This is a genomic window from Haloglomus irregulare, from assembly GCF_007421925.1.
In the GTDB taxonomy this organism is placed as follows: domain Archaea; phylum Halobacteriota; class Halobacteria; order Halobacteriales; family Haloarculaceae; genus Haloglomus; species Haloglomus irregulare.
In genome coordinates this window covers 45,874-60,831 of record NZ_QMDX01000010.1, presented here as the reverse complement: position 1 = coordinate 60,831, position 14,958 = coordinate 45,874, and the positions used below count along the sequence as shown (strand labels likewise).

Below are 14,958 nucleotides of genomic sequence, written 5' to 3'. Positions count from 1 at the left end.
TGCCGCCATCCGTCGGGTGTGCCCGCGTCGCCAGCCCGGTCGCGGCCCCCACGCGACCCACGGTGCCGGGGCGGCCCGGACATCGCACGCGGCCGTGACCCGGTGCCGGAGACCGCATCGCTTTCCTCCCCGCCGGGCACAGTGACGGTCGTGCTCCGCAGGTTCCGCGAGAACGGCCCGGCGCTGCTGGTCCCCGCCGCGTGGCTGGTCGTCATCGCCGCGCACGTCGGCCGGGTGACCACCCGGACGCTGCTCATCGCCCACGGCGTGATGACGGTCCTGCTCGTCGCGTTCGCGACGCTCTCGTACAGCGATATGCGTGACGGCGTCCTCTCCGTCTGGTGGACGGTCGTCGCCGCGGGCGTGCCGCTCACCGCCGCCGGACTGGTCGGTCTCGCCGTCCCCACCATCGGGCAGGTGGGGCTCGTCCTGGCCGTCGGCGGCTGGATGGTGCTGCCCGGCGTGGCGCTCGCCGAGACCGGACGCGAGATGGACGCCACCGATGCCCCGTACGTCTACCTCGCGGCGGGCGGGCTCTCGCTCGTGGGCGCCGCCGTCTACGCCGCCGGCCTGTTCGGCGGCGGTTCGCGCGCGCTCGTCGCCGGCCTCGCCCTCGTCGGCGTCGGGCAGACCGCGGGCATCCTCGACGCGGTGGTGCGGTACTGACCCCGACTCGCCGGCGCAGTTTGATACGCCCGCCGGCCGTCGGTTCGTCCATGCGTTCGTTGACACGCGACCTGACGGGAGAGGTAGCCGTCGTGACCGGTGCGTCCTCGGGAATCGGCGCCGCGACCGCCCGGGCGCTGGCCGACGAGGGGATGTCGGTGGCGCTGGCGGCCCGGCGCGCGGAGCGACTGGAGTCGCTGGCCGCCGACGTCGCGGACGGGCCCGGCGAGGCGCTGGCCGTTCCGACCGACGTGACCGACCGTGCGGCCGTCGACGCCCTCATCGAGGGGACCGTCGACGCGTTCGGCGACCTCGACGTGTTCGTGAACAACGCCGGCGTGATGCTGCTCCAGCAGGTGGCCGACGCCGACCCGGACGACTGGGAGACGATGGTCGACGTGAACCTCTCCGCGCTGATGTACGCCAGCAAGGCCGCGCTCCCGCACCTGCGCGGCGGTGGCGACCTCGTGCAGGTCTCCTCCGTCGCGGGCCGGACCACCAGCGAGACCGCGGCCGGCTACAACGCCACCAAATGGGGCGTCAACGGCTTCACCGACGCCCTCCGGAAGGAGGAGACCGGGAACGGCGTCCGGACGACGGTCATCGAACCGGGGGCCGTGGAGACGGAGCTCCAGGAGCATATCCCCGATGAGGAGGTGAAACGGCGCATCGAGGGGTGGGTCGAGTCGATGGACGCGCTCCGGCCCGAGGACATCGCCGCCGGCGTGCTCTACGCGGTCGGCCAGCCCCGCCACGTCAGCGTCAACGAGCTCATGATACGGCCGACGGACCAGCCGTAGTCCCGGCCGGCCCCTCCGACCGCTGTCCCGCCGCTTCCGGGGGTACGCGGCTCTCCCGGTCACTCCACGTCGGACACGACCCGCTGCTCGACCAGTCCGAGGGTCTCATCGACGACGAGCTCCAGGCGGTCGCCGTCGCAGGTCGTCTCCAGGGCGACCTCCCAGGGGTCCCGCGAGCGGACGGTCACGTCCCGGTCGGTCATGGCGAACTCGAGTTCCCAGTGGGGCGCGCTGGTCACGTCCAGCCCGCGCCCGTGGAAGAAGCAGACGACGAGCGGCCGGTACAGGAGCGCCAGCCCGACGCTCATGAAGTGCCGGTTGCCGCAGTAGCCGCAGGTGTGTCGGACGAAGAGGTCGAACCGTTCGGCCCCCTCCGACCAGGCCGACTCGCCGGGGATGAACTCGCGGTCGACGCCGTGGACGCAGACGGGACAGACCCCGCGGGCGAACGCCAGCATGGTGTGGCGGTTGTACTGGTCGATCCGGGCGAGCAGCTCCTCGCGGGCGACGCCCTCGACGGCGCTGGGCGGCGCCATCGTGTGCGAGTAGACGTGCTCGCACCCCGGACACCGGAGATGGAAGATGCCGTCCTCGTAGCTGGCCTCGACCGTCGACCCGCAGAAGTAGCAGTCGAACCCGGCCTCGAACGGCTCGACGGTGGCCGTCCGGCTGAAGGTCCCCGCACGGATGGTCCGGTAGAGGGTGACCCCGGCGGGCCGCATCTCGTAGCCGTCGTCCGTGTGCCGGACGAACTGTCCGACCAGCTGTTGGAGGTGGTAGTTGAACTGGCCGCTGTCCAGATCCGGGTCGACCCGCGACCGCAGCTCCGAGAAGGAGAGCCCCGCCCACGGCTCCTCCCCCAGCACCCGGAGGATCTCCGCACGCGTCTCGTTGCCCACGAGCGCGAAGGCGTCGGCGGGCGCCCGCTGGTCCATCGGCGCGTCACCAGCCATGCTCCGACCTCCATCGGCCGGGCGCTAATGCCTTGGGACCGCCCCGGGGCGTGCAGGTCCCCCGCGACGCAGCCCCAGCCCAGGCGAATCGGTATCTGTCTCCTCAGCTGACGGGCTCGACCGTCCGGGCGTGCCCCGATAGCACCTCCCGGTTCCTGTGTGGAGTGCGATAGACGAGCGGTAGAGGCGCCGTCTTCGCCGGCGTCGGCGGCATCGCCGGCCCGACCGAGCTCGCGGTCGGGACGGGCGACCGGCGGATGCCGGTCGACACCGACCGGGCGCTGCTCGACGTGGTCGGCACCCGTGCCGGCTCGTTCGCGGTCGGCGACGACGGGGCCACCTCTGAGCGTCGGTGGGGGGCCGCTCCCCAACGTGGTGCTTTCCTCCTTGGGGACCGTACCGTCGTTCGCATGTCCACCGAACAGCAGGACACCGACACGGCGTCAGAGGACCGAACGGTCATCCACCAGGGGCGCGACTTCGAGCAGGAGTACCGCCTGAGCGCCGCCGATGTCGGCGCGTTTCTCGTCCGACTGGGCGAGCAGCTACAGGACGCGGACGAACTCACCGTCGTCGACGAGAGCGGCGACGAGGCCTGGGAACTCCCCTTCGCCTTCGGTGAACCCGTCGAGCTGGAGATCGAATACGAGGGGATGGACGAGCCGGAGCTAGAGATCGAAGTCGAGATTCCGGGTCGGGTCGGCGACGAGGCACCGGAGATCCGATAAGCTGACCCGGAACGGGCCGTCTGAGTCGCGGCTGGCGACCGGACGACTCAGACGCCGCCCGTATCGAAATACCCGACGATGTCGAGTATCGCGCCCATCATGAAGCTGATGATAGCGACGACGACGACGAGCGCCGTCATCAGGAGCGAGATCGGCTTCGGCAGGGTGAACTGGAAGACGGCGATGAACACGCAGGTGACGACGCCGACGACGAGCAGGAACGACCCGGCGTTCGGGTCCTCGCCGGTGAGGAACTCGATGCTCTTGAGGAAGGCCGGCTGCTCCGGTTCCGCCCCCGCCTCCTCCTCCTCGACCGCGTCACTCATCGGCGACGGTGTTGGCGACCTGGTTCCGTGCGACCGCACCCTGGACGATCTGGACGAGATGGGCAACCCACAGTCCGGCGGTGAACCCGAACAGCGCGGCGACGAGGACCGCCTTGACGAGCAGTTCGAGGGGCGAGACGGCCGCAGCCAGACAGAGCCCGCCGAACAGGAACATCATGCCGTACTGGATGCGGGTGTCGAGATCGAGCCGCTCGACGGCCTCTATCGGGTTCGTGCTCATTGGAGTTCGTACCCGAGGTAATGTTGCGCTCCGTTTAATACCTCGGAACGGGGCTGACTGGACGGGGCGGCTGTGATGGCGAACGCTCGCCGACGTGGCGTGGACGGGACCATCAGGAGCGTGGAGAGCTGTGATGTCGGTTCCCCGCTGTCGGTGTCGGTAGCGGCGTCCGACGGGTCGCGGTTCGGGCTCAGCCATCGGCCCCGGCCGTGGTCCCGTCCCCGCGCTCACGGACACACTCACGGACCCGGTCGGGAAGCGGGGTTGGCTCGAACTGACCATCGACGAGCACGAAACGCACCTCACCGGATGCGGCCCGCTGACCGTCCTCGTCCCGGACGGTAAACTCGACGGTCAGCGAGGTCTCACCGGCAGTCACTGTGGTCTCGACCCGTGCGGTCCCGCCGGCCCGCAACGGCCGCTCGAAGGTCGCCGTGGCGTCGACGGCCGGCAGCGTGTGGCCGTCCCGACGGAGCGTCTCCATGAGGTGGTCGTCGGCCGGCCGGAAGTAGTCGTTCAGCCCGACGACCACGAAGTGGAAGAACCGGGGGAAGTAGATGAGTCCGCCGGCGTCGGTGTCACCCCAGGTCACCTGCACCGTCGTTTCACAGGGCATGCTCCGACTATCCGCCCGTGAGTCGTAACTGTTGGCCCGACGCGGGCGCCGCTCCCGCCAGGGGACATCAGCCCCGTTCCTCACGGAGGACCGCCCCCGTCAGCCGGGGGGAGCGGACGGACACGACGGCCGAACCCCGCGCGCCCGACCGGCAGTACCCCGGTCTGTCCGAGCCGCCCGACGGGCAGCACGCCCCGAGGCCGGCCCGACCGGGACGGGCATCCGCCACATCCGGTGCGACGGGCGGGAACCGCTACCGGCCCACGTCGGAACGTCCGATAGCACTTCGGTCCGTCGCCGATTCCCGTCGCTGTCCGATCGATGCGGAGCGAACCGCGGCAGGATGCCGCCTCCCCGATTTGAACGGAGGAAGACGGTCCGGGGTACTCACTGCGTTGCGCTCCCGGGCTGCGACTTCCAGGCTCAAATCGCGTCGTTGGCACTCTTCGGTTCACCGCGTTCACCCAAGGAGTGCCGCCTCCCCGATTTGAACGGGGGACAGCCCGATCTTCAGTCGAGTGCTCTCCCAGGCTGAGCTAAGGCGGCGTGCAACCGCCATTCAGGACGATTCCGTATAAAAGGGTGTCGAAACCCCGTCACTGCGCCGGCCTCAGATGAGGAACACGTCCGCCGAGTCGAACCGCCGGTCGCAGTCCCGGCAGACGTACTCCATGCCGTCCTCGGAGACCAGTTGTCCGCCACACTCCGGGCAGTCCGACCCCGCCTGACTCGACATATCCCCCGTTACTCGGGGGTGGATATACGGTTTGTGCCCGTTCGACCGGAGGCGGTAGAGCAGTCGGTCCGACTCCGCTCGCCGTCGTCATCGGCGCTGCGCGCCGACTGCAAGCGGGACGGGGTCCCGCCCTGCTCGCGGGCTCTCAGTGGGGCCGGGCGGATTTGAACCACGGTCGTTCCCCTCCGCTTCACTCTCCGGTTCAAATCGCCGGACGCGTTGAACACCGCTCGCTCTGCTTGCGGATTCTCAGTGGGGCCGGGCGGATTTGAACCATCGTCACTTCGCTCCCGCCGGTCGCTCGTGACGGGGTTCAAATCGCCGGACGCGTCGAACACCGCTCGCTCCGCTCGCGGGTTCTCAGTGGGGCCGGGCGGATTTGAACCACCGACCTCTTCCTTGTAAGGGAAGCGTCATGACCACTAGACCACGGCCCCGCACCCGCGACTCAACGGGCGACCGGAATAACGCTTGCCTTCCAGCACACCGCCGGAGCGAACCGATTACGCGGTTCTGTCCTCCGTTCGTCGATTACTCGCGACTTTTTGGACATCGGACGAACGTACGCCACGAACTCGCCCCCGGTGCGGTCTCCCGCTCCGTCCGCGCTCCCGCAACGCTTAGTCCGTGCTCGCCCCTACCGGGCGGTCATGGACACCCGCCGCGTGGCGCTGGCGGTCGTGCTGGGCGGGCTGGTCGTGGCGGTGCTGACCGTCGGCGTCCAGGGGCTCGTCGCGCCGTTCCTGACGACGGACGGCTACAACCCGCCGAACTCGACGGCCACGCCGGACGACGGCGCTCCGGGCGACGGTGCCCCGGGCGATGGTACCCCGGCTGGCTCCTCGACGCCGGTCAACTCCGACTACGAGCGCGCGACGGTCGTCGTGACCGACGGGAACGGGACGGAGCTCGGCCGGATCCGTGCGGCGGTCGCCGAGAGCTACCAGCAGAAGTACACCGGCCTCTCCGAGACCGACTACCTGCCCGCGGACCGCGGCATGCTGTTCCCCTACGACGAGCCCGGCAACCACACGTACGTGATGCGTGGAATGAGCTTCGGCATCGATATCGTCTACATCGACGCCGACGGCACCATCACGCGCATCCACCACGCCGAGGAGCCCCCGGAGGGCGCCGACGGCAACGACTACGAGTATCCGGGCTACGGCCAGTACGTCCTCGAGGTGAACTACGAGTGGACGACCCGGCACAACGTCAGCGTCGGCGACGAGGTCCGTATCGAGGGGTACGAGCGGTGATCGGCGGTCGAGCACGCCCGTCCCGGAACGTGTCGGCCTGTCAACGTGTATCAGTTTCAGGGAACGCTTATTCGGCGCAGGCCCCGACCATACGGTAATGGACGTTGCTCCCGCAGAGGAGGACGACCCGTTCGAGGAGCAGCGGGAGAACGCGGAGAACCCGATGCGCCGGCTGTTCGGTGAGTACGGCGCCGACAACACCCTCGCGTTCGTCATCGGCGTGACCTCCAGCATCGTCGCACGGGTGCTGGACCTGCTGCCGCCGCTGCTGCTCGGACTGGCCGTCGACGCGATCTTCTCGCAGACCGCCGACCGTGAGTACCGCCTGCTGTTCGTCCCGGACGCCTGGCTCCCGACCACGGAGACGGGCCAGCTCTACCTGACGGTGGCCCTCATCGGGGTCGCCTTCTTCGGCGGCGCCGCCTTCCACTACTCCCGGAACTGGGGGTGGAACTCCTTCGCCCAGCATATCCAGCACGAGATTCGGACCGACACCTACGACAAGATGCAGCGGCTGAACATGGACTTCTTCGCCGGCAAGCAGACCGGCGAGATGATGTCCATCCTCTCGAACGATGTCAACCGGCTGGAGCGGTTCCTCAACGACGGGATGAACTCCGCGTTCCGGCTGGGCGTGATGGTCGTCGGCATCGCCGCCATCCTGCTCTGGATCAACTGGCAGCTCGCCATGGTGACGCTGTTCATCGTCCCGGCGCTGGCCGTCTTCACCTACCAGTTCATCAGGACGATCCAGCCGAAGTACACCGATGTCCGCTCGTCCGTGGGCCAGGTGAACTCCCGGCTGGAGAACAACCTCGGCGGCATCCAGGTCATCAAGACGGCCAACACGGAGGCCTACGAGTCCGACCGTGTGGATGACGTCTCCCAGGACTACTTCGACGCCAACTGGGACGCCATCGACACGCGCATCAAGTTCTTCCCCGGACTGCGCATCATGGCGGGCGTCGGCTTCGTCGCCACCTTCCTGCTGGGTGGCGTCTGGGTACTCACCTCCCAGGCCACCGGGACGGCGCCGCTGTTCTTCAGCGGGACGCTCAGCCCCGGTGACTTCGTCGTCTTCATCCTGCTCTCCCAGCGGTTCATCTGGCCGATGGCCCAGTTCGGGCAGATCATCAACATGTACCAGCGGGCGTACGCCTCGTCGGCACGCATCTTCGGGCTGATGGATGAGCCATCCCGCATCGCCGAGAACCCCGACGCCGACGAGCTGGGCGTCGAGGACGGTAACGTCGTCTACGACGACGTGACCTTCAGCTACGACGAGGAGCCCATCGTCGAGGACGTCTCCTTCGAAGTCGGGGGCGGGGAGACGGTCGCGCTGGTCGGCCCGACCGGCGCCGGGAAGTCGACGCTGCTGAAACTACTGCTCCGGATGTACGACGTGGACGAGGGGTCGATCGCCGTCGACGGACAGGACCTCCGGGACGTGACCATCACCTCGCTGCGCGAGCGGGTCGGCTACGTCTCCCAGGAGACGTTCCTGTTCTACGGTACCGTCGCCGAGAACATCGCGTACGGCACCTTCGGCGCCGAGCGCGAGGCGATCGTCGAGGCCGCGAAGGCCGCCGAGGCCCACGACTTCATCACCAACCTGCCGGATGGATACGACACGGAGGTCGGCGAGCGGGGCGTGAAGCTCTCGGGCGGTCAGCGCCAGCGAATCGCCATCGCCCGGGCCATCCTCAAGGACCCCGAGATCCTCGTGCTCGACGAGGCGACCAGCGACGTGGACACGGAGACGGAGATGCTCATCCAGCGCTCGCTGGACCGGCTGACCGCGGACCGGACCACGTTCGCCATCGCTCACCGCCTCTCCACCATCAAGGACGCCGACCAGATCGTCGTGGTGGAGGACGGCCGCGTCGTCGAACGCGGCACCCACGACGACCTCATCGACGACGACGGACTGTACGCCCACCTCTGGGGTGTGCAGGCCGGCGAAATCGACGAACTCCCCGACGAGTTCGTCGAGCGGGCCGCCGAGCGCCGGGCGACGGTCGAGAGCGACGACTAGCGGGGGCTTTTCTGCGCGGCGGGTCGGCTCGTGCGCCGGCTTCGCCGTCCTCGGAATCGAGGATTTCTGATGTCGAGGCGAATCTTCGATTCGCCGACCATTGGAGAGTTCCGCTCTCCCGAACGGCGCTCCTGGCCGACCCGCCGTGCAAAAACGTTCAGGAAAAAGCTCGCCCCGGGACTCGGCGAGAGGCGACCACCCGCCTATTAGCCGCCCGCGGTCCCACCATGGGCCATGAACCTCGATGAACACACCTGGACCGATATCCGCGACGCCGACACCGACCTCGCACTCCTCCCGGTCGGGTCGACCGAGCAGCACGGGCCGCACGCGCCACTGGGTGTCGACATGGCCAGCGCCGAGGCCATCGCCGAGGCGGCCGCCGAGCGCTACGCCGACGAGCACGGCGAGGACCCGGTCGTCGCCCCGGCGGTCCCCGTCGGCGTTGCCGAGGAGCACCGCGCCTTCGACGGGAGCCTCTGGGTGTCCGAGGACACCTTCCGGTCGTACGTCGCCGACGTCTGCCGGTCGCTCGCGCACCACGGCTTCGACCGCGTAGTGGTCGTCAACGGCCACGGCGGGAACACGGGCGCGCTCCGGGAGGTCTGTGCCCGCCTGACCCGGGACGGCGACTGCTACGCGGTACCGTTCACCTGGTTCGACGTGGTCGCACCGGAGTTCGAACTGGGGCACGGCGGGCCGACGGAGACCAGTATGATGCTCCATCTCGCGCCGGAACTGGTCCGCGAGGACCGCTACGAGGAGGCCGCCGCGGGCGCGGGCCACGAGTTCGGCGTCTTCGTCGACGACACCAACCTCGCCTACGACTTCGACGAGTTCTCGGAGAGCGGCAACCTCGCGGACCCCACGCCCGCGACGGCGGCGGAAGGCGAGCGGTTGCTCACCTCGGCGGCCGACGCCTGCGTCCGGGTACTGACGGCTCTTGCCGAACGGGAGTGGGGAGTCGACGACGGGCCGAATTAGGCGGAAGCCAGCCGCATCCGGCTGCACTGGCCGGTACTGTCGACCTGTAGGTCGCAGCCCCGATTACGCTTCCTCCTCGTCCCCGTGGGCGTCCTCCAGCGTCGACTTCAGGCCCGGGACCGTGGCGGCGAGGTCGGAGGCCTCCCCGTGTGCGGTCTCGATGTCGCCGAACAGGGCCTCCAGCTCCCCGATGTCGTCCTCGAGGTCGTCGGCGTCCTCGAACGCGTCGGCCCGCTGGCCGAGGACGAACTGCTTTTTGGCCTCGCGGAGATGGTCGCCGGCGTCGCCGACGTCGAGGGCCCCCTTCAGCGCGTTCAGCACGCCCAGCGTGTTGTCCGCCTCCACCTCCCAGACGGCGTCCGGTTCGGGGAGCTCGGCCCGGGCCGTCTCGAGGGCCTCCTCGACCTCCTCGCGCATCTCGCTGGTGGCCTCATCGAACAGCTCGTCGTCGTCGAAGGTGGACTGGCTCATACCCGCTGTTCTCGGGGAGACGATTTAAACGAACGCCCGAAACCGGAAGTGAAACCGGCCGCGAGGGCCGCGCTGCCACCTCAAGGGCCGTCCGGCGGGATCACTTCCGACGGAGTACCTCGACCCCGTCCCCGGTGAACCGGACGTGGCAGAGCGCGTCGGCCGCCGGGTCATCGGTCAGGTCGTCGAGTTCCGGCGCGCAGCCGCCCATCCCGACGGCCGTGAACCCGCAGGCGTCACAGGCCGCGGCGTCGGTGAGCGGCTCGTCGCCGCCGTCGGTCCCGGTGACGGGGAGGTAGCCCGAGTCGATACCGTCGCCGCAGACCGCGCAGGTGAGCGTGCTGGGCTCGAAGGCGAGCGTCATACGTCGGAGCAGCGACCGGAGGATGAAGAAACGGTGGCCCTCAGGTCCCGTGGTCCCAGGAGTCCATGTAGTCTCGCTGCGCGTCGCTCAGCTCGTCAACCTCGATCCCCTCGGCGTCGAGCTTCACCTCGGCGACCTCGCGGTCGAGTTCGTCCGGCACGTCGTGGACGCCGGCCTCGTACGGGTCGGTGTTCGCGACCAGTTCCCGCGCGCAGACCGCCTGGATGCCGAACGACTGGTCCATGACCTCGACCGGGTGGCCCATCGCGATGGGGGAGGCCAGGTTGACGAGTCGCCCCTCCGCGAGCACGTTGATGCGGCGCCCGTCGGGGAGCTCGAACGCCTCGACCCCGTCGCGGACCTCCTCGCGAGCCTCGGCCATGTCGTCGAGCTGGTCGAGATTGATCTCCACGTCGAAGTGGCCGGCGTTCGAGAGGACGACGCCGTCGTCCATCCTCCGGAAGTGCTCCTGCGTGATGACGTCACGATTGCCGGTGGTCGTGACGAAGATGTCGCCCTCGGCGGCGGCCTCGGCCATCGGCAGGACCTCGTATCCCTCCATGTGGGCCTCCAGCGCCCGTCGGGGGTCGACCTCCGTGACGACGACGTTCGCGTTCTGCCCGGCGGCCTTCTTGGCGACGCCGCGGCCACAGTAGCCGTAGCCCGCGACGACGACCGTCTTCCCCGCGAACGAGAGGTTCGTCGTCATCGAGATGTTCGACAGCGCGGCCTCGCCGGTGCCGTGGACGTTGTCGAACAGCCGCTTCATCGGCGTGTCGTTGACGGCGAACATCGGATATTCGAGCGCGCCGTCCTCGGCCATGGCGCGCAGTCGGTGGACGCCGGTAGTCGTCTCCTCACAGCCGCCGACGATGCCCTCGATGAGCTCGGGGTGCTCCTCGTGGATGCGGAAGACGAGATCGCCGCCGTCGTCGACCGTGATGGTCGGCTCGTGTGCGATGACTGCCTCCATCGCCTCGTAGTACTCGTCGTCGTCGACGCCGCGCTCGGCGTAGGAGGTGATCGACGGATGGGCGTCGAGCGCGACGCTCACGTCGTCGTGGGTCGAGAGCGGGTTGCAGCCGGTGATCGCGACCTCGGCGCCGGCCTCGGCCAGCGTCTCGGTCAGGACGGCCGTCTTCGCCTCGACGTGCATCGCCATCCCGACGGTCTCGCCCTCGAGGGGTCGCTCGCCGCGGAACTCCTCGCGCAGCGACGCCAGGATGGGCATATGCTGACGTGCCCACGAGATCTTCTGCCGACCCGACTCGCGGGCCGCGTCCGGGTCCTCGACCCGGCCCGTGATGGTCTCGGTCATATCCACATCGAGGGGGAGCGCCCGGAAAACGCTACCGAACACCGCCGTCGGGTGCGCTGCCGAACCGGCGGCGACGCCGACACGGTGCGAGAAACGGGGGAGAACGTGGAGCTGAACTACCGAATCAGTTGGGACCTCTGTGGCCGGGGCCGCCACCGCCGCTGGTCTCGGCATCGTCCGCATCGCCGCCACCGCCCGGGCCGGCGTCATCCGGCGGGCCGGCGTCGTCCGGCGGGCCGGCGTCGTCCGGCGGGCCGGTGGTCACGTTCGTGTCGTTACCGGGACCGGCGTCGGCCGGCGGCCCGGCGCTCTCGGGCGCGTTACCGGGGTTGTTCGCCAGGACGAAGTCGGCGACGAGCCGGCCGATACCGTTGCCCGGCCCGGCCGTCGCGTTGGTGTCGTTCGTCGAGTTGCCGTCGAGGAGGCCCGAGACGAACGAGGAGACCTCGAGGCCGAACGCGTCGGACTCGTTGCCGTCGTCGGTCTCCGTTTCGTTGCCGTCGTCGGTCTCCGTTTCGTTCGTATCGCTATCCTCCTCGTCGCCGTCCAACTCCTCTTCGGCGTCCGTTTCGTTGTCGCCCGTCTCGTCCGCGTCCTCCTCTGTCTCGCCGTCGTCGGTCGGCGTGGGAGTGGGTGTGTCAGTGTCGCCGTCCTCCTGTGTCGTCGCGGCCGCGGCGGCCGGAGCGAGGGCCATCAGGACCATCGCCACCACCATACCGACCGCGAGCAGTTTGTGCCGAGTGCTGGTCATCGTCACTCGTTCCTTTCCGGGATACCAGCATAAAGCGCGGTCCACGTTCGTTCCGTTCACCCCGTTCAACGCGGTCGTCTCGATAGCATACACGGTTCTCAGAGCGACTTTCATCGTTCAAAGAGTGTTTTGAGTGGCTCTCACTGTTCGGTGCATCTCGCATCACCATCGGGGGCGAGCGGCCCGCCGCGAGGCCGGAGCCATCCGGGTCGAGGGTCGGTATCCGGGGCTACGAGTGGGGTGGTAGGTCCGCCCCGTGCGGGAGCGGGGCTGCGCGTGGTCCCCGCGAGTCGACCCTCACTCGTCGCCGGTGGCTCGCGAGACGGCGTCGCGGCTCCGGCGCGTGGCCTCCCGCTTGGTCGCCTCGGGGTCCAGCGCCAGCACCTCCCGGTCGCGCATCAGCACGCGACCGTCGCAGACCGTGTGGCGCACGTCGTGGCCGCTCGCGGCGTACGCGAGGTGACTGACCGGGTCGTGTCGCGGGGTGAGGTGTGCCGCGTCGAGGTCGACCACGGCGAGGTCGGCCGCGGCGCCGGGTTCGACCCGGCCGCCCGGCAGGTCCAGCACGGCCGCGCCGCCCGCGGTCGCCATCCGGACGGCGGTCGCGGCCGGGACCGCGCTCGCGTCGTCCGCGGCGAGCTTCCCCAGCATGGCCGCGTCGCGCAGTTCGTCGAACATCGAGAGGTCGTTGTTCGAAGCGGCGCCGTCGGTCCCGAGCGCGACCGGGACGCCGGCGTCAAGCAGCCGCTGGACGGGCGCCATCCCGCTCGCGAGCTTCATGTTCGACGCCGGGCAGTGGACGACGCCGGTGCCGGTCTCGGCCAGCAGGCCGACCTCCGGGCCGTCGAGGTGCACGCCGTGGGCGAGGAAGTCCTCGGACGCCAGCAGCCCGCGGTCCCGGGCGTACACGAGCGGACGCTGGTCGTGGGCCTCGACGAGCGGCTCGACCTCGTCGCGCGTCTCGTTGGCGTGCAGGTGCACCGGGACGCCGGCCTCGCGGGCTCGTGGGATGAACTCGTCCAGGTAGCCGGTCCCGACCGTGGTGAGCGAGTGGGGGGCGACCATCGTCCGGACGCGGCCGTCAGCGGCCCCGTCCAGGTCGCGAGCCACGTCCAGCGACTCCTCGAAGTCCGCGCGGGCCGCGTCGTCGTCCTTCCCGACCGTGACGACGCCGTGACCCAGTCGTGCCCGGAGGCCGGTTTCGGCTACCACGTCCGCCACCTGCTCCATGTGGAAGTACATGTCGGCGAAGGCGGTCGTCCCAGAGCGGATCATCTCCAGGACGCCGAGTCGCGCCCCGGCCCGGACGTCCTCGGGCTCGAGGACACCCTCCACGGGCCAGACGTCCTCCTGCAGCCACCGGTCCAGCGACTTGTCGTCGGCGTATCCGCGCAGGAGCGTCATCGCGACGTGGGTGTGTGCGTTGACGAGGCCGGGCATGACGAGGCCGTCCGTGGCGTCGAGCGTCGCGTCCACGGCGGGGAGGTCGTCCGGGTCGCCGACGGCCTCGACGACGCCGGCCGACCCGTCGACGAGGACGTCCGCGCGCCCGACGGTGGCGTCCGGTCGCAGGACGTGTCCGCCGGCGATGCGGTACGTGCCATCGGAGAGGGTCATGACATGTCGTTCTCGGGTCGACAGCGTGAACCTGACGGATGGGCGTTGTGGGGAACCGGTGACGGTTCGCTGTGAACTGGACACGTTCAGTCGGAACTACCGGTTCTATCGGCGTATCGGCCATCTGCCAGAGAAAACGCCCTCGTCGTCCCGTGTCAGGCGACCTCGGGTTCGTCGTCGCGGTCCGTCTCGCCGTCGGCCTCGTGCTCCCCTCGGGCCCGCTCGCGCGCGAGTTCGCGGTCGATGGAGTCCTCGCTGATGCTCGCGACCGACTCGACGGTGAGGACGTTGCCACCACCCGGGTCGATAACCATGACCTCCTCGCCCTCCTCGATGGCGCCGTCCATGGCCCGTGCCTGGTAGTTGGGGTTGAACCCGCCCTCCTTGAGCTTCACCTCGCCGCCGTCGGCGGTGACGCGCTCGGTGACGCGGCCAGTCTTGCCCCGGAGCGCGTCGGAGTCGGAGGTGCGGCCGTCGTCCTCCCGCCCGTAGATGCCGACGTTGCGGTAGGCGTACAGTGAGCCGGCCCCGGCCACGAGCACGACAGCCGCGAGCAGGAGCGGCGTGAGCGGTCCCAGTACGGAGCCCAGCAGCGTGCCGACGAGGCCGGCGGCCAGCAGCGCCACCCCGACGACGATGAAGTGCGCGCCGGGCGCGAGCGCTTCCAGCACGATCAGCCCGGTACCCGCGAGGAGGAGGATCAACGAGAGCGAGAGGCCGAACAGCTCGAACCCCCCCTGGAGGGGCAGGACGGCGAAGGCGTCGACCATACTCGAGATAGGATGGCCCACCGAATAACCGTTGGGCCCTGGCGCCCGCCCGCCGCCGACCCGCCGCTCAGAAGCCGACCAGCTGCGCGAGGACGGCGAGCGTGAGCACGACGCCCAGCAGCACGAACAGCGCGCCCTCCACCGTCGGGGCCCCGGGTTCGACCGGGCCCAGGTCCCGCGTCGGCGACGCGCCCGCGACGTTGCCACTCTCGTACTCGATCCCCTCGACCTCCTCGACGGTCGCCGCGACCGTCTCCGGGTCCCGCTCAGTGGCGTGCTCGCTGTCGTCATCCCCCCGGCGGGAGCCGTCCGTCTCGTCCATA

18 protein-coding genes and 2 tRNA genes are annotated in these 14,958 nt (G+C 69.5%); 6 read left to right on the top strand and 14 right to left on the bottom strand.

Features of this window, described 5'->3' with window-relative positions; all coding sequences use genetic code 11:
• Nucleotides 1-150: 150 nt before the first annotated feature.
• Nucleotides 151-666: a hypothetical protein gene (locus tag DP107_RS14175; RefSeq protein ID WP_144262794.1), complete on the top strand. Its 516-nt coding sequence runs from the start codon at nt 151-153 to the stop codon at nt 664-666.
• A 50-nt stretch (nt 667-716) separates the two neighbouring features.
• Nucleotides 717-1,466, top strand: a complete 750-nt coding sequence (locus tag DP107_RS14170; protein ID WP_185977322.1) for an SDR family NAD(P)-dependent oxidoreductase — start codon at nt 717-719, stop codon at nt 1,464-1,466.
• A 59-nt stretch (nt 1,467-1,525) separates the two neighbouring features.
• Here the strand turns inward: DP107_RS14170 and DP107_RS14165 are convergent, their stop codons facing one another.
• On the bottom strand, nt 1,526-2,419 hold the full coding sequence (locus DP107_RS14165) for a winged helix-turn-helix domain-containing protein (protein WP_202877416.1): 894 nt from the start codon (nt 2,417-2,419) through the stop codon (nt 1,526-1,528).
• Between the two features lie 257 nt (nt 2,420-2,676).
• Here DP107_RS14165 and DP107_RS14160 point away from each other — a divergent pair, with 257 nt between their 5' ends.
• Nucleotides 2,677-3,147: an amphi-Trp domain-containing protein gene (locus DP107_RS14160; protein WP_238330886.1), complete on the top strand. Its 471-nt coding sequence runs from the start codon at nt 2,677-2,679 to the stop codon at nt 3,145-3,147.
• A 47-nt stretch (nt 3,148-3,194) separates the two neighbouring features.
• On the opposite strand, the gene DP107_RS14155 is transcribed toward DP107_RS14160, so the two are convergent.
• The 6 genes from DP107_RS14155 to DP107_RS14135 form a co-directional block, all read right to left on the bottom strand.
• A complete protein-coding gene (locus DP107_RS14155) occupies nt 3,195-3,473 on the bottom strand; it encodes a hypothetical protein (RefSeq protein WP_144262793.1) in 279 nt (92 codons plus the stop codon).
• Nucleotides 3,466-3,714 (bottom strand): hypothetical protein, encoded by a 249-nt coding sequence (locus DP107_RS14150; protein WP_144262792.1) that lies wholly within the window; start codon nt 3,712-3,714, stop codon nt 3,466-3,468. The genes DP107_RS14155 and DP107_RS14150 overlap by 8 nt, the downstream gene beginning before the upstream one ends.
• A 190-nt stretch (nt 3,715-3,904) precedes the next feature.
• Complete coding sequence (locus tag DP107_RS14145; RefSeq protein WP_144262791.1) at nt 3,905-4,330, bottom strand: acyl-CoA thioesterase; 426 nt, start codon at nt 4,328-4,330, stop codon at nt 3,905-3,907.
• 472 nt (nt 4,331-4,802) lie between these two features.
• Nucleotides 4,803-4,876, bottom strand: a tRNA-Phe gene (locus DP107_RS14140).
• A gap of 64 nt (nt 4,877-4,940) precedes the next feature.
• Nucleotides 4,941-5,066 (bottom strand): hypothetical protein, encoded by a 126-nt coding sequence (locus DP107_RS21150; protein WP_272949850.1) that lies wholly within the window; start codon nt 5,064-5,066, stop codon nt 4,941-4,943.
• A 364-nt stretch (nt 5,067-5,430) separates the two neighbouring features.
• Nucleotides 5,431-5,503, bottom strand: a tRNA-Val gene (locus tag DP107_RS14135).
• Nucleotides 5,504-5,716: 213 nt separating this feature from the next.
• Here DP107_RS14135 and DP107_RS14130 point away from each other — a divergent pair.
• The 3 genes from DP107_RS14130 (at nt 5,717) to DP107_RS14120 (ending at nt 9,344) form a co-directional block, all read left to right on the top strand.
• Nucleotides 5,717-6,325, top strand: coding sequence for a DUF192 domain-containing protein (locus tag DP107_RS14130; protein ID WP_144262790.1), 609 nt, complete (start codon nt 5,717-5,719; stop codon nt 6,323-6,325).
• Nucleotides 6,326-6,422: 97 nt separating this feature from the next.
• Nucleotides 6,423-8,360, top strand: coding sequence for an ABC transporter ATP-binding protein (locus DP107_RS14125; RefSeq protein WP_144262789.1), 1,938 nt, complete (start codon nt 6,423-6,425; stop codon nt 8,358-8,360).
• 234 nt (nt 8,361-8,594) lie between these two features.
• A complete protein-coding gene (locus DP107_RS14120; RefSeq protein WP_144262788.1) occupies nt 8,595-9,344 on the top strand; it encodes a creatininase family protein in 750 nt (249 codons plus the stop codon).
• 63 nt (nt 9,345-9,407) lie between these two features.
• On the opposite strand, the gene DP107_RS14115 is transcribed toward DP107_RS14120, so the two are convergent.
• From DP107_RS14115 to DP107_RS14085, 7 genes are all read right to left on the bottom strand, one after another.
• Nucleotides 9,408-9,815 (bottom strand): DUF5790 family protein, encoded by a 408-nt coding sequence (locus DP107_RS14115; protein WP_144262787.1) that lies wholly within the window; start codon nt 9,813-9,815, stop codon nt 9,408-9,410.
• Between the two features lie 100 nt (nt 9,816-9,915).
• Nucleotides 9,916-10,179: a hypothetical protein gene (locus DP107_RS14110; protein ID WP_144262786.1), complete on the bottom strand. Its 264-nt coding sequence runs from the start codon at nt 10,177-10,179 to the stop codon at nt 9,916-9,918.
• A gap of 40 nt (nt 10,180-10,219) precedes the next feature.
• A complete protein-coding gene (locus DP107_RS14105; protein ID WP_144262785.1) occupies nt 10,220-11,497 on the bottom strand; it encodes an adenosylhomocysteinase in 1,278 nt (425 codons plus the stop codon).
• A gap of 124 nt (nt 11,498-11,621) precedes the next feature.
• On the bottom strand, nt 11,622-12,248 hold the full coding sequence (locus DP107_RS14100) for a hypothetical protein (protein WP_144262784.1): 627 nt from the start codon (nt 12,246-12,248) through the stop codon (nt 11,622-11,624).
• 297 nt (nt 12,249-12,545) lie between these two features.
• Nucleotides 12,546-13,865 (bottom strand): amidohydrolase, encoded by a 1,320-nt coding sequence (locus DP107_RS14095; protein ID WP_144262783.1) that lies wholly within the window; start codon nt 13,863-13,865, stop codon nt 12,546-12,548.
• 155 nt (nt 13,866-14,020) lie between these two features.
• Complete coding sequence (locus DP107_RS14090) at nt 14,021-14,635, bottom strand: NfeD family protein (RefSeq protein WP_144262782.1); 615 nt, start codon at nt 14,633-14,635, stop codon at nt 14,021-14,023.
• Between the two features lie 67 nt (nt 14,636-14,702).
• Nucleotides 14,703-14,957 carry a DUF7312 domain-containing protein gene (locus DP107_RS14085; protein WP_144262781.1) on the bottom strand — a complete coding sequence of 85 codons (255 nt, stop codon included), beginning with the start codon at nt 14,955-14,957 and terminating at the stop codon, nt 14,703-14,705.
• Nucleotide 14,958: the final 1 nt, after the last annotated feature.

Excerpts from the sequence above, each read along its gene's own strand:
- DP107_RS14170 (WP_185977322.1), top strand. The coding sequence starts at position 717 with ATGCGTTCGTTGACACGCGACCTGACGGGAGAGGTAGCCGTCGTGACC.
- DP107_RS14100 (WP_144262784.1), bottom strand. The coding sequence starts at position 12,248 with ATGACCAGCACTCGGCACAAACTGCTCGCGGTCGGTATGGTGGTGGCG.
- DP107_RS14130 (WP_144262790.1), top strand. The coding sequence starts at position 5,717 with ATGGACACCCGCCGCGTGGCGCTGGCGGTCGTGCTGGGCGGGCTGGTC.
- DP107_RS14145 (WP_144262791.1), bottom strand. The coding sequence starts at position 4,330 with ATGCCCTGTGAAACGACGGTGCAGGTGACCTGGGGTGACACCGACGCC.
- DP107_RS14085 (WP_144262781.1), bottom strand. The coding sequence starts at position 14,957 with ATGGACGAGACGGACGGCTCCCGCCGGGGGGATGACGACAGCGAGCAC.
- DP107_RS14090 (WP_144262782.1), bottom strand. The coding sequence starts at position 14,635 with ATGGTCGACGCCTTCGCCGTCCTGCCCCTCCAGGGGGGGTTCGAGCTG.
- DP107_RS14095 (WP_144262783.1), bottom strand. The coding sequence starts at position 13,865 with ATGACCCTCTCCGATGGCACGTACCGCATCGCCGGCGGACACGTCCTG.
- DP107_RS14115 (WP_144262787.1), bottom strand. The coding sequence starts at position 9,815 with ATGAGCCAGTCCACCTTCGACGACGACGAGCTGTTCGATGAGGCCACC.
- DP107_RS14150 (WP_144262792.1), bottom strand. The coding sequence starts at position 3,714 with ATGAGCACGAACCCGATAGAGGCCGTCGAGCGGCTCGATCTCGACACC.
- DP107_RS14105 (WP_144262785.1), bottom strand. The coding sequence starts at position 11,497 with ATGACCGAGACCATCACGGGCCGGGTCGAGGACCCGGACGCGGCCCGC.
- DP107_RS14120 (WP_144262788.1), top strand. The coding sequence starts at position 8,595 with ATGAACCTCGATGAACACACCTGGACCGATATCCGCGACGCCGACACC.
- DP107_RS21150 (WP_272949850.1), bottom strand. The coding sequence starts at position 5,066 with ATGTCGAGTCAGGCGGGGTCGGACTGCCCGGAGTGTGGCGGACAACTG.
- DP107_RS14155 (WP_144262793.1), bottom strand. The coding sequence starts at position 3,473 with ATGAGTGACGCGGTCGAGGAGGAGGAGGCGGGGGCGGAACCGGAGCAG.
- DP107_RS14125 (WP_144262789.1), top strand. The coding sequence starts at position 6,423 with ATGGACGTTGCTCCCGCAGAGGAGGACGACCCGTTCGAGGAGCAGCGG.
- DP107_RS14165 (WP_202877416.1), bottom strand. The coding sequence starts at position 2,419 with ATGGCTGGTGACGCGCCGATGGACCAGCGGGCGCCCGCCGACGCCTTC.
- DP107_RS14110 (WP_144262786.1), bottom strand. The coding sequence starts at position 10,179 with ATGACGCTCGCCTTCGAGCCCAGCACGCTCACCTGCGCGGTCTGCGGC.
- DP107_RS14160 (WP_238330886.1), top strand. The coding sequence starts at position 2,677 with ATGCCGGTCGACACCGACCGGGCGCTGCTCGACGTGGTCGGCACCCGT.